This is a genomic window from Pseudomonas sp. HMWF006 (assembly GCF_003061205.1).
In the GTDB taxonomy this organism is placed as follows: Bacteria; Pseudomonadota; Gammaproteobacteria; order Pseudomonadales; family Pseudomonadaceae; genus Aquipseudomonas; species Aquipseudomonas monsensis.
In genome coordinates this window covers 4,865-20,594 of the sequence record NZ_QAIU01000238.1, presented here as the reverse complement: position 1 = coordinate 20,594, position 15,730 = coordinate 4,865, and the positions used below count along the sequence as shown (strand labels likewise).

17 protein-coding genes and 1 pseudogene are annotated in these 15,730 nt (G+C 59.6%); 10 read left to right on the top strand and 8 right to left on the bottom strand.

Going from position 1 to position 15,730, the window contains the following annotated elements:
- The 3 genes and pseudogenes from DBR24_RS09735 to DBR24_RS09725 form a co-directional block, all read right to left on the bottom strand.
- Positions 1-361 (bottom strand): annotated as a pseudogene (locus DBR24_RS09735) (ornithine cyclodeaminase family protein); the annotation flags it as partial.
- Between the two features lie 136 nt (positions 362-497).
- Entirely contained in the window at positions 498-1,964 is a 1,467-nt protein-coding gene (gene rhlB / locus DBR24_RS09730) for an ATP-dependent RNA helicase RhlB (RefSeq protein WP_128614622.1), read from the bottom strand.
- A 96-nt stretch (positions 1,965-2,060) separates the two neighbouring features.
- The gene (locus DBR24_RS09725) at positions 2,061-2,717 is read right to left on the bottom strand and encodes an alpha/beta hydrolase (RefSeq protein ID WP_128614621.1); all 657 of its coding nucleotides are present in this window, start codon (positions 2,715-2,717) and stop codon (positions 2,061-2,063) included.
- Positions 2,718-3,185: 468 nt separating this feature from the next.
- Here DBR24_RS09725 and DBR24_RS09720 point away from each other — a divergent pair, with 468 nt between their 5' ends.
- From DBR24_RS09720 to DBR24_RS09705, 4 genes are all read left to right on the top strand, one after another.
- The gene (locus DBR24_RS09720; protein WP_095050968.1) at positions 3,186-4,217 is read left to right on the top strand and encodes an amino acid ABC transporter substrate-binding protein; all 1,032 of its coding nucleotides are present in this window, start codon (positions 3,186-3,188) and stop codon (positions 4,215-4,217) included.
- A gap of 66 nt (positions 4,218-4,283) precedes the next feature.
- Positions 4,284-5,465: an amino acid ABC transporter permease gene (locus tag DBR24_RS09715; RefSeq protein WP_128614620.1), complete on the top strand. Its 1,182-nt coding sequence runs from the start codon at positions 4,284-4,286 to the stop codon at positions 5,463-5,465.
- Between the two features lie 10 nt (positions 5,466-5,475).
- A complete protein-coding gene (locus tag DBR24_RS09710) occupies positions 5,476-6,570 on the top strand; it encodes an amino acid ABC transporter permease (protein ID WP_128614619.1) in 1,095 nt (364 codons plus the stop codon).
- 11 nt (positions 6,571-6,581) lie between these two features.
- Positions 6,582-7,346: an amino acid ABC transporter ATP-binding protein gene (locus tag DBR24_RS09705; RefSeq protein ID WP_003221897.1), complete on the top strand. Its 765-nt coding sequence runs from the start codon at positions 6,582-6,584 to the stop codon at positions 7,344-7,346.
- A gap of 52 nt (positions 7,347-7,398) precedes the next feature.
- On the opposite strand, the gene DBR24_RS09700 is transcribed toward DBR24_RS09705, so the two are convergent.
- Positions 7,399-7,887, bottom strand: a complete 489-nt coding sequence (locus tag DBR24_RS09700; RefSeq protein WP_128614618.1) for a type II toxin-antitoxin system MqsA family antitoxin — start codon at positions 7,885-7,887, stop codon at positions 7,399-7,401.
- A complete protein-coding gene (locus DBR24_RS09695; RefSeq protein WP_077571229.1) occupies positions 7,884-8,195 on the bottom strand; it encodes a type II toxin-antitoxin system MqsR family toxin in 312 nt (103 codons plus the stop codon). Before DBR24_RS09695 ends, DBR24_RS09700 begins: the two co-directional genes overlap by 4 nt.
- A gap of 166 nt (positions 8,196-8,361) precedes the next feature.
- Here DBR24_RS09695 and DBR24_RS09690 point away from each other — a divergent pair, with 166 nt between their 5' ends.
- From DBR24_RS09690 to DBR24_RS09670, 5 genes are all read left to right on the top strand, one after another.
- Entirely contained in the window at positions 8,362-9,021 is a 660-nt protein-coding gene (locus DBR24_RS09690; RefSeq protein ID WP_123464869.1) for a FadR/GntR family transcriptional regulator, read from the top strand.
- The gene (locus tag DBR24_RS09685) at positions 9,011-10,315 is read left to right on the top strand and encodes a CynX/NimT family MFS transporter (protein WP_128614617.1); all 1,305 of its coding nucleotides are present in this window, start codon (positions 9,011-9,013) and stop codon (positions 10,313-10,315) included. The genes DBR24_RS09690 and DBR24_RS09685 overlap by 11 nt, the downstream gene beginning before the upstream one ends.
- 238 nt (positions 10,316-10,553) lie before the next feature.
- Positions 10,554-11,024 carry a nuclear transport factor 2 family protein gene (locus tag DBR24_RS09680; protein WP_128614616.1) on the top strand — a complete coding sequence of 157 codons (471 nt, stop codon included), beginning with the start codon at positions 10,554-10,556 and terminating at the stop codon, positions 11,022-11,024.
- Between the two features lie 39 nt (positions 11,025-11,063).
- Entirely contained in the window at positions 11,064-11,366 is a 303-nt protein-coding gene (locus tag DBR24_RS09675) for a GIY-YIG nuclease family protein (RefSeq protein ID WP_123464875.1), read from the top strand.
- An 84-nt stretch (positions 11,367-11,450) separates the two neighbouring features.
- Positions 11,451-12,386 carry a glutathione S-transferase family protein gene (locus DBR24_RS09670; RefSeq protein ID WP_128614615.1) on the top strand — a complete coding sequence of 312 codons (936 nt, stop codon included), beginning with the start codon at positions 11,451-11,453 and terminating at the stop codon, positions 12,384-12,386.
- Between the two features lie 53 nt (positions 12,387-12,439).
- Here the strand turns inward: DBR24_RS09670 and DBR24_RS09665 are convergent, their stop codons facing one another.
- Together DBR24_RS09665 and yejK are read right to left on the bottom strand one after the other, a co-directional pair.
- Positions 12,440-12,790 carry a glutaredoxin family protein gene (locus DBR24_RS09665; protein ID WP_128614614.1) on the bottom strand — a complete coding sequence of 117 codons (351 nt, stop codon included), beginning with the start codon at positions 12,788-12,790 and terminating at the stop codon, positions 12,440-12,442.
- Positions 12,790-13,794 (bottom strand): nucleoid-associated protein YejK, encoded by a 1,005-nt coding sequence (gene yejK, locus DBR24_RS09660; RefSeq protein ID WP_123464881.1) that lies wholly within the window; start codon positions 13,792-13,794, stop codon positions 12,790-12,792. Before yejK ends, DBR24_RS09665 begins: the two co-directional genes overlap by 1 nt.
- A gap of 396 nt (positions 13,795-14,190) precedes the next feature.
- On the opposite strand from yejK, the gene DBR24_RS09655 reads away from it, so the two are divergent.
- Positions 14,191-14,472: an HU family DNA-binding protein gene (locus tag DBR24_RS09655; protein WP_003221909.1), complete on the top strand. Its 282-nt coding sequence runs from the start codon at positions 14,191-14,193 to the stop codon at positions 14,470-14,472.
- Between the two features lie 211 nt (positions 14,473-14,683).
- Here DBR24_RS09655 and rlmF read toward each other — a convergent pair whose 3' ends face one another.
- On the bottom strand, positions 14,684-15,703 hold the full coding sequence (gene rlmF / locus DBR24_RS09650) for a 23S rRNA (adenine(1618)-N(6))-methyltransferase RlmF (RefSeq protein WP_123464883.1): 1,020 nt from the start codon (positions 15,701-15,703) through the stop codon (positions 14,684-14,686).
- Positions 15,704-15,730: the final 27 nt, after the last annotated feature.

Below are 15,730 nucleotides of genomic sequence, written 5' to 3'. Positions count from 1 at the left end.
CGACCGCCACTGCCGTGGTCGCGGCGGTACGTGCGGTGGTCAGTTCACCGGCATCGCACAGCAGCAGTGGCTGACCGGTGTGCATCGACATCAACAGTGTCCACGCTGTCACCAGTGCACCTTGCTCGCGAACGATATACGGCGAGGTTTTCACGCCGTACACACCGTCCTCGGCCAGCACGCCCAGATAATTGATGAAGTCGCCGGCACCCTGCGGGAATTCCACCAGTTGCTGCGCCGGTTGCACGGCATGGCCGGCGGCAAGATCGCGGAACAGCTTGCGCAGGATCTGCGGCACATCAATGCGCGCCAGCAGCGCACGAGCCTCGGCTTGGTCAATCACGTAGGGCTTACTGGACATGTCAGGCTCCGCGGTCTAGGTGTAAACTAATTTGTCTATTATGGACTTTTAGTTTTCTCTCGCAAGCGCCTGATGAACTGCCGGGCGAAAAAAAAGCGCAGTCCGTTGCCGGCTGCGCTTCTTTTAATGACGTCGCTTACTGCGGACGCTTGCGCTCAACCGCACGCAGCAGATGCGTCGGTGGCGTTTCACAGCTGATCTTGCGGCCCAGCTTCTCTTCGATGGACGGCAACTGGTAGGAGTCGTCTTCACCGGCGAAACTGATCGACACCCCGTCGGCACCCGCGCGACCGGTACGGCCGATGCGGTGCACGTAGTCGTCCGGCACTTCCGGCAGGGTGAAGTTGATCACGTGGCTGATGCCGTCGATGTGGATGCCGCGACCGGCGACATCGGTGGCCACCAGTACGCGGATCTTGCCTTCGCGGAAGCCTTCCAGGGTCTTGATGCGCTTGTGTTGCGGCACGTCGCCGGACAGTTGCGCGGCGTTGATGCCGTCACGCACCAGGCGTTCTTCGATACGGCGCACTTCGTCCTTGCGGTTGGCAAACACGATCACCCGCTCCCAGCCGTTGTCGTTGACCAGGTTGTAGAGCAGTTTGTATTTGTCGGCACCGGCTACCGCGTAAATGTGCTGCTCGACGTTTTCGTTGGCCACGTTGGTGACTTCGATTTCGACGATCGCAGGGTCGGTGGTCCATTGCTTCGCCAGGTTCATCACGTCTTCGGTGAAGGTCGCGGAGAACAGCAGGGTCTGGCGTTCGCTTTTCGGTGGGGTCTGGCGAATGATCTGCCGCACTTGCGGGATGAAGCCCATGTCGAGCATGCGGTCGGCTTCGTCCAGCACCATCACTTCGACCATGTCCAGGTGCACGTCGCCACGCTGGTTGAAGTCGAGCAGACGGCCCGGGGTAGCGACGAGGATGTCGCAGTGCCGCGCTTCGAGGTGTTTGAGCTGCTTGTCGAAATCCATACCGCCCACGAACGTCATCACGTTGAGGCCGGTGTACTTGGTCAGGTCGGCGGCGTCCTTGGCGATCTGCACCACCAGCTCACGGGTCGGCGCGATGATCAGCGCACGGGGTTCACCCATGTAGCGTTCTTTCGGCGGCGGTGTCTGCAACAGCTGAGTGATGATCGAGATCAGGAATGCGGCGGTCTTGCCGGTACCGGTCTGCGCCCGACCGATGGCGTCTTTGCCGGCGAGGGTAAAACCCAGCACCTGCGCCTGGATCGGCGTGCAATACGGAAACCCCAGGTCCTGGATGGCGTGCATCAGTTCTGGAGCGAGTTTGAAATCGTGAAAGCGGGTTTTGCCTTCCTGGGGCTCGACGGCGAAATCTTCGAGTTTCCAGGGAATGACCGGTGCCTTGGGCTTCGGTTCGCGGCGCGGCCTGGCCGGTTTCGGTGCTTCGGCGCGCACAGGTGCGGCGGCGATAGCAGGTTGCGGCTCGGACTCGGGTGTCGCTACCGGAGCCGGACGTTCAGCCTTGGGCGCATCGCTGCGGGGGCCGGGGGCGTGCGACGGCGCACTGGGAACTGGCGCGAGCTGCTCAGCCTCGCTTTTACCGAACATTTTCTTGAGTGCTTCGAGCACGGTCATCTCATCAATTGATTAAGGAATGTACGCCGGCCAGTGTAATGCAAGAAACGGGCGCGGCGTAGTGGGATGATCAAAGCGGTCCGCCAAGCGGCCGAATCAGCGCAGGCGCTCGCTCAGCCAGATGCCGATATCGCGAATTTCTTCGGGTAACACTTCGTGCTCCATTGGGTATTCCTGCCATGTCACGGTGACACCATGCTTCACCAAATGCTCATAGGCACTGCGCCCCATCGAGTTCTGCACCACGTTATCGAACTGGCCGTGCAGGCACAGAGCGGGAATGCGCTGCTGACTGGCGGAAAACTCCATCTCGTCGGTAAAGGTCGGGGCATACGTGGAGAGGGCAAGGACGCCACCCAACGGGCCTTCCCATTTCCTGAAAGCGGTGTGCAGCACTACGGCGCCACCCTGGGAAAAACCGGCAAGGAAAATCCGCGAGGCGTCTATTCCGCTAGCTCGCTGCACGTCGATCAGTTTGACGATGCGATCTGACGATTCTTCCAGTTGCTCGCGGTCAATCGCCCGCGCCGGGCTCATGGCCTTTATGTCGTACCAGCTCGGCATTGCATAGCCGCCATTGATGGTGACGGGCAGGGTTGGCGCCTGCGGCAGGACGAAGCGAGTGCTCAGCAAGGTTTCCTGCAGGGCTTCGGCCACTGGCAGGAAGTCGTAGCGATCAGCGCCGAGGCCGTGCAGCCAGATAACGCAGGCGTCTGCGGGCTTGACGGGTTCAAGAATAAGGGGCTCGGTCATGGCTGCTCCAATAGTGTGCGGGCGCGCTCATTGAGTGCGTGATTTGCGTGCGCGCCCGGTCGATCCGTTAAGAAGATGTCGCAAGGCTACAAGTTTTGCTATTGACCTGTCGCGCAATCGCTTAAGCAAGCGGTGTGGTACGGGCTTTGCTTTGGAGGACTCTGTACGAAGCGTCCTGCGCGCGGCGGTAACACTATCAGTGTACGACTTGCGACGGGATTGCAACGAATCCGGTGATGGATGTTCGCCAATGGCCACTACGGGCTTAGCGAACGTGAAAGGGCTACAGCCCGTTCGGCCGATTGGTGAGAAGTGAGTTGTCCATGATGTGGATTTTCTCCTACTAGACTCATAGCGAAGGTCTTACGTCGGTTGACCCCAAAAAAAGCCAACACGGGTCAACAACGCCTCAAAAGGGTGCGACTGGACTCAAGCTCCGACACAACAAGAGCAAAACTGGAGGTTTGAATGAAGATGTTGAAATCCACTCTGGCGATCGTGACTGCAGCAACAGTGCTCGGCGTCAGCGGGTTCGCTCAGGCGGGTGCAACCCTGGATGCCGTGCAGAAGAAAGGTTTCGTGCAGTGTGGCGTGAGCGACGGTCTGCCGGGCTTCTCGGTTCCGGACGCAACCGGCAAGATCCTCGGCATCGACGCTGACGTCTGCCGTGCCGTTGCCGCTGCGGTATTCGGCGACGCGACCAAGGTCAAGTTCAGTCAGTTGAACGCCAAGGAGCGCTTCACCGCGCTGCAATCGGGCGAGATCGACATCCTGTCGCGCAACACCACCATGACCAGCTCGCGTGACGCAGGCATGGGCCTGAAATTCCCGGGCTTCATCACCTACTACGATGGCATCGGCTTCCTGGTAAACAACAAGCTGGGCGTGAAGAGTGCCAAGGAACTGGACGGTGCAACCATCTGCATCCAGGCCGGTACCACCACCGAGCTGAACGTTTCCGACTACTTCCGTGGCAACGGTCTGAAATACACCCCGATCACCTTCGACACCTCCGATGAAAGCGCCAAGTCGCTGGAATCCGGTCGTTGCGACGTGCTGACCTCGGACAAATCCCAACTCTTCGCCCAGCGTTCCAAGCTGGCGTCGCCGAAGGACTACGTGGTTCTGCCGGAAACCATTTCCAAAGAACCGCTGGGCCCGGTCGTGCGTAACGGCGACGACGAGTGGCTGGCCATCGTGCGCTGGGTTGGCTACGCGCTGCTCAACGCTGAAGAAGCCGGCATCACTTCGAAGAACGTCGAAGCCGAAGCCAAGTCGACCAAGAACCCGGACGTCGCGCGGATGCTCGGCGCTGACGGTGAATACGGTAAAGACCTGAAGCTGCCGAAAGACTGGGTTGTGCAGATCGTCAAGCAAGTCGGCAACTACGGTGAAATCTTCGAGAAAAACCTCGGCAAGAGCACGCCGCTGGAAATCGACCGTGGCCTGAACGCCCTGTGGAACAACGGCGGCATTCAGTACGCACCACCAGTGCGCTAATGGTTCTATCGCCCGGCGGGCCAACCGCCGGGTGATGTTCTTGTTCCATTTCTTCCGGGGCACTTCATGCAAAATTCAATCGGCGCACCAAAGCAGAGGCTCAGCCTCAGCGATCCACGAGTGCGTGCGTGGCTCTTCCAGATCATCACCGTTGTAGCGGTGGTCTCGCTGGGCTGGTACCTGTTCGACAACACGCAAACCAACCTTCAGCACCGGGGCATTACCTCCGGTTTCGGCTTTCTGGAGCGCAGTGCCGGGTTCGGCATCGCTCAACACCTGATCGACTACACCGAAGCGGACAGTTATGCCCGGGTGTTTGTCATCGGTCTGCTCAACACGTTGCTGGTGACCGTGATCGGCGTGATCCTGGCGACGATCCTCGGGTTCATCATTGGTGTGGCGCGGCTGTCGCAGAACTGGATCATCAGCAAACTGGCGACCGTGTATGTGGAAGTGTTCCGCAACATTCCGCCGCTGCTGCAAATCCTGTTCTGGTATTTCGCGGTGTTCCTGACCATGCCGGGGCCGCGCAACAGTCACAACTTCGGCGACACCTTCTTCGTCAGCAGCCGTGGCCTGAACATACCGGCCGCACTGGCAGCCGACGGCTTCTGGGCGTTCGTGATCAGCATCGTCGTGGCCATCATCGCCACGGTCCTGATGTGCCGCTGGGCCAACAAACGCTTCGAAGAAACCGGCGTGCCGTTCCACAAGTTCTGGACGGGGCTGGCGATCATGCTGGTGATCCCGGCCTTGTGCGCGCTGATCTTCGGCGCCCCGCTGCACTGGGAGATGCCGAAGCTGCAAGGCTTCAACTTCGTCGGTGGCTGGGTGCTGATCCCGGAATTGCTCGCCCTGACGCTGGCCCTGACCGTGTACACCGCGGCGTTCATCGCCGAGATCGTGCGCTCCGGGATCAAGTCGGTCAGCCACGGCCAGACCGAAGCGGCACGCTCCCTCGGCCTGCGCAACGGTCCGACCCTGCGCAAGGTGATCATCCCGCAAGCCCTGCGCGTGATCATTCCGCCACTGACCAGCCAATACCTGAACCTGGCGAAAAACTCGTCCCTGGCGGCCGGTATCGGTTACCCGGAAATGGTTTCGCTGTTCGCCGGCACCGTGCTCAACCAGACCGGTCAGGCGATTGAGGTGATTGCCATCACCATGAGCGTTTACCTGGCGATCAGTATCAGCATTTCCCTGCTGATGAACTGGTACAACAAGCGCATTGCGCTGATCGAGCGGTAAGGAAAAGCGCATGAGTACTCATACTTTCAAACCCGACATGCCCCCACCGAGTAGCAGCATTGGTGTGGTGGCATGGATGCGCGCGAACATGTTCTCCAGCTGGCTCAACACCCTGCTGACGCTGTTCGCGTTCTACCTGATCTATCTGGTGGTTCCTCCGATTCTCAGTTGGGCGATTCTCGATGCCAACTGGGTCGGCACCACTCGCGCCGATTGCACCAAGGACGGCGCCTGCTGGGTGTTCATTCAGCAGCGTTTTGGTCAGTTCATGTACGGCTACTACCCGCCGGAACTGCGCTGGCGCGTGGACCTGACCGTGTGGCTGGCGGTGATCGGCGTGGCGCCACTGTTCATCTCGCGCTTCCCGCGTAAAGCGGTGTACGGACTGAGCTTCCTGGTGCTGTACCCGATCATTGCCTACATCCTGCTGCACGGCGGTTTCGGTCTGAGCAATGTGGCGACCAGCCAGTGGGGCGGTTTGATGCTGACCCTGGTGATCGCCACGGTCGGTATCGCCGGGGCCTTGCCACTGGGGATTGTGCTGGCGCTGGGGCGTCGTTCGAACATGCCGGCGATTCGTGTGGTCTGCGTGACCTTCATCGAATTCTGGCGCGGCGTGCCGTTGATCACGGTGCTGTTCATGTCCTCGGTGATGCTGCCGCTGTTCCTGCCCGAAGGCATGAACTTCGACAAACTGCTGCGGGCGCTGATCGGCGTGATTCTGTTCCAGTCGGCCTATGTGGCCGAGGTGGTGCGCGGCGGTCTGCAAGCGATCCCGAAAGGTCAGTACGAAGCGGCTGCGGCGATGGGCCTCGGCTACTGGCGTGCGATGGGCCTGGTGATTCTGCCGCAAGCCCTGAAGCTGGTGATTCCCGGCATCGTCAACACCTTCATTGCGCTGTTCAAGGACACCAGTCTGGTGATCATCATCGGCCTGTTTGACCTGCTCAACAGCGTCAAGCAAGCCGCTGCCGATCCGAAATGGCTGGGCATGGCCACCGAAGGCTACGTGTTCGCCGCCCTGGTGTTCTGGATTTTCTGTTTTGGTATGTCGCGCTATTCCATGCATCTGGAACGCAAGCTCGACACTGGCCACAAGCGTTAGGAGTTCTGTAAATGAGTGAAGCAATCAAAAAGCCTGTAGGTCCTGAAGGCATTATTCAGATGCAGGGCGTCAACAAGTGGTACGGCCAGTTCCACGTGCTGAAAGACATCAACCTCAACGTCAAACAGGGCGAGCGTATCGTCCTGTGCGGCCCATCGGGTTCCGGCAAGTCGACCACCATTCGCTGCCTCAATCGTCTGGAAGAACACCAGCAGGGCCGCATCGTCGTCGACGGCGTGGAACTGACCAACGACCTCAAGCAGATCGAAGCGATCCGCCGCGAAGTCGGCATGGTGTTCCAGCACTTCAACCTGTTCCCGCACCTGACCATTTTGCAGAACTGCACCCTGGCGCCAATGTGGGTGCGCAAGATGCCCAAGCGCAAGGCCGAGGAAATCGCCATGCATTACCTGGAGCGCGTACGCATTCCAGAGCAGGCGCACAAGTTTCCGGGGCAACTGTCCGGTGGTCAGCAACAGCGTGTGGCGATTGCCCGCGCGCTGTGCATGAAGCCGAAAATCATGCTGTTCGACGAACCGACCTCGGCGCTCGACCCGGAAATGGTGAAAGAAGTGCTCGACACCATGATCGGTCTGGCTGAAGACGGCATGACCATGCTCTGCGTGACCCACGAAATGGGCTTCGCCCGCACCGTGGCCAACCGCGTGATCTTCATGGACAAGGGCGAAATCGTTGAACAGGCGGCGCCGAATGACTTCTTCGATAATCCGCAGAATGATCGGACTAAGTTGTTCTTGAGTCAGATTTTGCATTGATGGTTTGTGCGTAAAAACAACCCGGCCTTGTGCCGGGTTTGTTTTTTTGGAGTCAGGAAGCGGTGAGGGTTTCGTGTTCCTTGTGCACGGTGTGGGTGAAACCTCGCAGGTCTGCGCCTTCAGCCAAGGTCTGGATATCGACGAGCATGTAGGGATGACGATCCAATAGACGCATCAGCAGCACCAATGCTTTGGGTGGAAGTAACTCACCGCGTTCGTAGCGAGAGAATGCGTTATGCCCGCCACCAGAGAGCAGTTGCACCGTCTCTTTCTGCGTCAGGTGCAGTTTGCGTCGAATACGTTTCATCTCGGCGCCGATCATTTGTCTGCCAGCGAGAACCAACTCGTCACCGGCATTACAATAACGCTCAGCACTATCGGTGTCGAAATCCCATTCCACTTCACCGCACTTCTGGCACTCCCAACCAGATAGATCGTCTACACGGCGCTCCATGCCTTTGACACTCAGGGTTTCTCCGCGACCCTCGAAATGCCTCATTCCCTCACGTGCACCGCAGCTGACACATTGCTGGGTTTTCATGGGTTTTTCTCCTTGAAGGAGATTACCGGTGGGCTGCCGCCGGGGCGGTAGGTCACCTTGATGTAAATCTCCTGATCTCGTGAATTGATGTGATACACGTCTTGCCAGATTCGATGATCGTCATAAGTAGTCATCGATTTGTACAACATCCGGGTTTGTAGCTCGAAAACGATCTCTAGCATTTCGCTGAGGTTGAAGCCGAGCTTCTCCGCTGATTTGACCGAAGCTTTTGTGAACGCTTTTTGACCTAACCGCCTCACCTCAGCCTTGATTACCGCCAGCTCATAATGGGGTGTGTTCTTTTCCATAAGAAACCAAAACCCTGTCCCTGAAATTACCCTTAAAGGGTAATTTTGACCAATCGAAAATGCCGCTCCATGTGTCTCCGATTGACCCTAGGTGGTTGCCGTCCTACATGGGGCTGACTAACATGTCAGAAAATTCATCCTATGATTGGATGAAAGGGCGAATCCTATGTCAGACATTTCTCCACTTATCAAACGATCCTTGGTCGATCAGGCCCTGGATCAACTCCGCCAGCGCATCAACAGCGGTGCCTGGAAGGTCGGCGAGCGTCTGCCGACCGAGCCGGAGCTGTGTGCCGAGCTGGGCATCAGCCGCAACACCGTGCGCGAAGCCATGCGCGTGCTGGCGTTTTCCGGATTGATCGAGATTCGTCAGGGCGATGGCAGTTACTTGCGCGCCGTGGTTGATCCGCTCGACACGCTCAAAGCCTTGTCGCGCTGCTCGCTCGATCAGGCACGGGAAACCCGACATATCCTCGAAGTCGAGGCCATCGGCCTGGCGGCGTTGCGCCGTACCGACGAGGACCTCGTCGCATTACGTGAGGCGCTTGGCACCAGCGGCAGCCACTACCACGGCGATCTCGACACCTACATCGCTTGCGATCTGGTGTTCCACCGCCGTCTGGTCGACGCCGCGCACAACCCGACCCTCAGCGAGCTGTATCGCTATTTCTCCAGCATCGTCGGCGCGCAATTGCGCCAGACCCTGAACATCGTCCCGCGCCGTCAGGAAGTGTTCGACTTGCACATCGAGCTGCTCGATGCGGTCGAGCAACGCGATCCGGAACGGGCCAAAGCCTTGTCGAGGCAGTTGATCAATGAACCTTGAAACCGAGAAGTCCATGTCACGCAGTGAGATATCCACAACCCCGAAGCGCACGGCAGAACTCGAAGAGCTGCTGATCGACGCCGAGGCCGATGATGAACAAGTGCAGCAGAACCATCCGCTGGTGCGCCGGCCATGGCTGTTGCTGCTGGGCTTGATTCTGGTGGCGCTGAACCTGCGTCCGGCGCTGTCGAGCATGGCGCCGCTGCTCAGCGACGTGTCGAAAAGTCTTGGCCTGTCGGCAGCTCAGGCCGGTTTGCTGACCACGTTGCCGGTGCTCTGCCTCGGTTTGTTTGCACCGCTCGCGCCGATTCTGGCGCGCCGCTTCGGTGCCGAGCGGGTGGTGTTGGGGATTCTGCTGACGCTGGCCGGCGGCATCATTTTGCGCAGCAACTTTGGTGAGATCGGCCTGTTTGCTGGCAGTGTATTGGGCGGTGCGAGCATTGGTATTGTCGGGGTATTGCTGCCAGGCATTGTCAAACGCGACTTTGCCAGGCACGCCGGGACCATGACCGGTGTCTACACCATGGCGCTGTGTCTGGGCGCGGCGATGGCGGCGGGGTCCAGCGTGCCGTTGAGTGAGCATTTCGATCACAGTTGGGCGATGGGCCTGGGTTTCTGGGTCATTCCGGCGCTGGTTGCGGCAGTGTTCTGGTTGCCGCAAGTCGGGCAGAAACACGGTGCGCACAATGTTGCCTATCGTGTGCGCGGTCTGCTGCGTGATCCGCTGGCATGGCAGGTGACCTTGTACATGGGCCTGCAATCGTCGCTGGCCTACATCGTGTTTGGCTGGTTGCCGTCGATCCTGATCGGTCGTGGTCTGACGCCGACCCAGGCCGGTCTGGTGTTGTCCGGTTCGGTGATCATTCAACTGGCCAGCTCCCTCGCGGCACCGTGGCTGGCGACTCGCGGCAAGGATCAGCGTCTGGCGATCGTGACCGTGATGGCGCTGACCCTCGGTGGTTTGTTCGGTTGTCTGTATGCGCCGATCGACGGCCTGTGGGGCTGGGCGATTCTGCTGGGCCTGGGGCAGGGCGGTACGTTCAGCCTGGCCCTGACGTTGATCGTGCTGCGCTCGCGCGACTCCCATGTTGCGGCGAACCTGTCGAGCATGTCCCAGGGCTTCGGCTACACCCTGGCCTCGATGGGGCCGTTCGCGGTCGGCGTGGTGCATGACTGGACCGGTGGCTGGAACGCGGTGGGCTGGATTTTCGGGATCATCGGCACCGGCGCGATCATTGCCGGGCTGGGTGCGGGCCGGGCGCTGTACGTGCAAGTGCAAAGCGAAAAAATCTGACGCGTAACCCTTTTTGGGGGCCAATGATATCCAATGTGGGAGCGAGCTTGCTCGCGAAGACGGTGGTTCAGGCAAAGATCATGTTGAATGTGCCGGCCTCTTCGCGAGCAAGCTCGCTCCCACAGTTTTTGGGGCGCCTTGAAGATCGTGCGTGGTATTCGGTTTACGAATGCCGATAGTGTTTCTGCGCATTGCAGATTATGGTGCTGGCACTCTGTACCTATTTTGGAGTTTGCCCATGAGCGAAGCCCACGCCGCCCTGATCACCCGTTTCTACCAGGCCTTCCAGCGCCTCGACGCCGAAGCCATGGCCGCCTGTTACACCGATGACGTGGTGTTCAGCGACCCGGCGTTCGGCGAGTTGCGCGGGCGTGAGGCCGGCGACATGTGGCGCATGCTCACCACCCGCGCCAAAGACTTCTCGCTGACCTTCGACAATGTCCGCGCCGATGAGCGCAGCGGTGGTGCGCACTGGGTGGCGACGTATCTGTTCAGTCAGACCGGCAACGTGGTGATCAACGATATCCAGGCACGTTTCGTCTTCCGTGACGGCAAGATCTGCGAGCATCATGATCATTTCGACCTGTGGCGCTGGTCGCGCCAGGCCCTGGGTTTCAAAGGCCTGCTGCTGGGCTGGACGCCTTTGGTACGCAACGCCGTGCGTGCGCAGGCGTTGAAAGGGCTGAAGGCATTTCAGAGCAGTCGCTGATAAGATCGCGGCCTGTTTCCTACACGTCTTGATCCCGAAGTGACCAGCCCTGGCGAAAATTCTGTCGATACTGCCGAACCGGTGAGCAAATCCTGGTTCGTCTATCTCGTTCGCGCAGCCAACGGTTCGTTGTATTGCGGGATCAGTGACGACCCGGTGCGCCGTTTTGCCAAACATCAGAGCGGCAAAGGCGCACGGTTTTTCCTCTCCAGCCCGGCGATGGCACTGGTCTACACCGAGCGTTGCCGCGACAAGAGCGACGCCCTGCGCCAGGAACGGCTGATCAAAAAGCTGCGCAAGAGCGCCAAGGAATGCCTGGTCGCGTCTTATCAATCAGACTGATCAGTTCCCATCAGGCAGATCTGTAGGCTGCTAAGCAAATGCGCGCTAAGCTGCCGACTCACTATCTGAGCGGCGGAGCCGAGCATGTCCGAGTTGATTCTCCATCATTACCCGACCTCTCCATTTGCCGAGAAGGCCCGCCTTCTGCTGGGGTTCAAAGGCTTGTCCTGGCGTTCGGTGCACATCTCGCCGGTAATGCCCAAGCCAGATCTGACCGCCCTGACCGGTGGCTATCGCAAGACCCCGGTGCTGCAGATCGGTGCCGACATTTACTGCGACACTTCGCTGATCGCGCGTCGCCTGGAGCAGGAAAAAGCCCTGCCGGCGTTTTTCCCGGAAGGTCAGGAAATGACCAGCGCCAGTTTTGCAGCGTGGGCTGATTCGGTGGTCTTCCAGCATGCCGTCAGCCTGGTGTTCCAGCCGGAGTCGGTGGCGGTGCGTTTCGGCAAGTTGCCGCCGGAAGCGATCAAGGCGTTCATCGCTGATCGGGCCGGGTTGTTCAGTGGCGGCAGCGCCACCCGGTTGTCGGCCGAGCAGGCCAAGCACCAGTGGCCAACGATCATGGCGCGCCTGGAGCAGCAGTTGCAGCGCGAGCAGGGCGACTTCCTGTTCGGCGAGCCGTCGATTGCCGACTTCGCCCTGGCGCATCCCCTTTGGTTCCTCAAGGCGACGCACGTCACCGCACCGTTGGTCGATGACTATCCGGCTGTCGCGGCATGGCTCGGGCGTGTGCTGGGCTTCGGTCATGGTGCGGCAAGCGCGATGACTGCCGAGGAGGCGCTGGAAGTAGCGCGTAGCTCGACGCCGGCGGCGCTGCCGGACGAGCAGTTTGAAGACCCGAACGGGTTCAAGGCCGGGCAGCAAGTGGCGATTGCCGCCACCGATTACGGGGTGGATCCGGTGGTGGGCGAGTTGTTGTTTGCCGGGCGTGAAGAGCTGATCCTGCGCCGTGAAGACCCGCGTGGCGGTGTGGTGCATGTGCACTTCCCGCGCTTCGGCTTCCGCATCGAAGCCAAGTAACAGCGACCGACCCTGTGGCGAGCGAGCAAGCTCCCTCGCCACAGGGGTGTGCGTTACTTCAAAGCCGCCAGAATTTCATCCGGGTCGAATCCGCGAATCAATGTGCCATTCACGTCGATCAACGGAATCCCGCGTCCACCCAATGCCTCGTACGCCTTGCGCGCCTCGGCATCCTTCTCGATATCGAACTCCTTGAATGGAATCCCCTTGCTGTCGAGAAAGCGTTTGGTCTGCTTGCAGTAGCCACACCAGTCGGTGGCGTAGAGCACAACATTAGCCTGCGCCCGCGTCTGCTCCGAAACCATCTGCGACGGGTTGAACACCCGCTCGATCTTGCCCCAGTTCTGATAGACCACGACCACCAGCAGAACCAGCGCGACCTTCTTCAGCACATTGCCGAGCATCAGTTGCGGCGCTTCAATTGATCGGTGAGCGACGTTGGCAGGCCCTTGATTACCAGGGTGCCAGCCTCTTCGTCGTACTCGATCTTCGAGCCCAGCAGGTGTGCTTCAAAGCTGATCGACAGGCCTTCGGCGCGACCGGTGAAGCGGCGGAACTGGTTGAGAGTGCGTTTGTCTGCCGGAATCTCCGGCGACAGGCCGTAGTCCTTGTTGCGGATGTGGTCGTAGAAGGCTTTCGGGCGCTCTTCGTCGATCAACTCCGAGAGCTCTTCCAGGCCCATCGGCTCGCCGAGTTTGGCCTGGCTGCTGGCGTAGTCCACCAGGGTTTTGGTTTTCTCGCGGGCGGCGTCTTCCGGCAGATCTTCGCTTTCGACGAAGTCACTGAAGGCCTTGAGCAGGGTGCGGGTCTCGCCCGGGCCGTCGACGCCTTCCTGGCAGCCGATGAAGTCGCGGAAGTATTCCGAGACCTTCTTGCCGTTCTTGCCCTTGATGAACGAGATGTACTGCTTGGACTGCTTGTTGTTCTGCCACTCGGAGACGTTGATTCGCGCCGCCAGGTGCAACTGGCCGAGGTCGAGGTGGCGCGACGGGGTCACGTCCAGCTCGTCGGTCACTGCCACGCCTTCACTGTGGTGCAGCAGGGCGATGGCCAGGTAATCGGTCATGCCTTGCTGATAGTGGGCGAACAACACATGGCCACCGACCGACAGGTTCGATTCTTCCATCAGCTTTTGCAGGTGTTCGACCGCGACTTTGCTGAAGGCGGTGAAGTCCTTGCCGCCGTCCATGTATTCCTTCAGCCAGCCGCTGAACGGGAACGCGCCGGATTCCGGATGGAACAAACCCCAGGCTTTGCCCTGTTTGGCGTTATAGCTCTCGTTGAGGTCGGCGAGCATGTTCTCGATGGCTGCGGATTCGGCCAGTTCAGTGTCACGGGCGTGCAGAACTGCGGGCGTGCCGTCGGGTTTTTTGTCGATCAGGTGGACGATGCAATGACGGATCGGCATGGGCTTCTCGGCTGTTGGAAGGGAGGAGGGCAGGCTCCCCCGAAAAAGCGCCCAGTGTACCGCAACCACTGGTTTTGGCGCGGGGTGAAGGGCAAATCCGGGGCGGGCGGCGGCCCTTATGCAGTTTTTTACCGATTTAGCGCAATAAACCTGACCAAATGGGTAGCTAGAGGCGGATATTTCCCCGTCTCTGTGCTAGTTTTGCCCGGTCTTACGCGAAGTCACTGCGTTAAGCGTGCATTCAGCATTTGTCAGGTCGAACCAAACCCTGATTTCGGCATCTATAACCCCGACTCGTCGTGGTTATCGCCGAGGGTGCCAGATCCAGAAGATCGGGCTCGATGGCTGACACTGCACTCTGCAATCCATATGAATTTGATAGGGAAGGAACACTACATGGCTCTTACTAAAGACCAACTGATCGCCGACATCGCTGAAGCTATCGACGCGCCGAAAACCACCGCGCGTAACGCTCTGGACCAACTGGGCCAAATCGTTGCCGATCAGCTGGAAAACGGCGGCGAAATCACCTTGCCAGGTATCGGCAAGCTGAAAGTGACCGAGCGTCCTGCCCGCACTGGCCGTAACCCTTCGACTGGCGCTGCCATCGAAATCCCTGCCAAGAAAGTGATCAAGCTGGTTGTGGCCAAAGGCCTGACCGACGCTGTGAACAAGTAAGACGCAGCGATAAAAAAACCGTGCACCGGAGCGATCCGGGCACGGTTTTTTTGTGCCTGTGATTTGATGGCCGACTCCTGAGCACCATAAGCCATTGTGGGAGCGAGCTTGCTCGCGAAGGCAGTGTGTCAGTCAAAGTTGAATTGACTGATGCGCCGCATTCGCGAGCAAGCTCGCTCCCACAATTGATTTGTGTCCGGCGATGCAATGTTTAGCGAACCCAGCGCTCGCGGCGCCAGATCTGCTGTTCGGACTTGGTCTGGAAGGTCCAAGCCACGAAGCGGCTCTGCTTCTGGCCCTGCGACATCTCCACCACCTGGCTTTCCAGCACGCCGGCCTTTTTCAGCGCGGTCTCGATGGCAGGCAGGTTCGAGGCTTTCGACACCAGCGTGCTGAACCACAGCACCTTGTGCTGGAAGTTCGCGCTCTCGGCGATCAATTGCGTCACGAACCGTGCTTCGCCGCCTTCACACCACAGCTCGGCCGATTGACCGCCGAAGTTCAGCACCGGCAGCTTGCGTTTCGGATCAGCCTTGCCCAGTGCGCGCCACTTGCGCTCGCTGCCCTTGGTCGCTTCTTCCATCGAAGCGTGGAACGGCGGATTGCACATGGTCAGGTCAAAGCGCTCACCCGGCTCCAGCAAGCCGATCAGGATGTGCTTGCGGTTTTCCTGTTGGCGCAGCTGGATCACTTTGCTCAGATCGTTGGACTGAACGATGGCTCTGGCGGCTGCCACGGCGGTCGGGTCGATTTCCGAGCCGAGGAAGTGCCAGCGATATTCGCTGTTGCCGATCAGTGGGTACACGCAGTTGGCGCCCATGCCGATGTCCAGCACATTGACGATGGCACCGCGCGGCACCTTGCCGTCGTTCATGCTCGCCAGCAGATCTGCGAGGAAGTGCACATAATCGGCACGACCCGGCACCGGTGGGCAGAGGTAGTCCGCTGGAATGTCCCAATGCTGGATGCCATAGAACGCCTTGAGCAGCGCCCGGTTGAACACGCGCACCGCATCGGGGCTGGCGAAGTCGATGCTTTCCTTGCCGTACGGGTTGGTGATCACGAACTTCGCCAGTTCCGGCGTGGTTTTGATCAGCGCCGGGAAGTCATAGCGACCCTGATGGCGATTGCGCGGGTGCAGGCTGGCCTTTTCACGCGGCTCAACGGTCTTGGCCGGGGTCGCGGAATCAGGCTTCTTGCGCGCAGGTTTGGGTGTGCGGGGGGCGTTCATGGGCGTGGTCGATTCGGGTATGGCTGA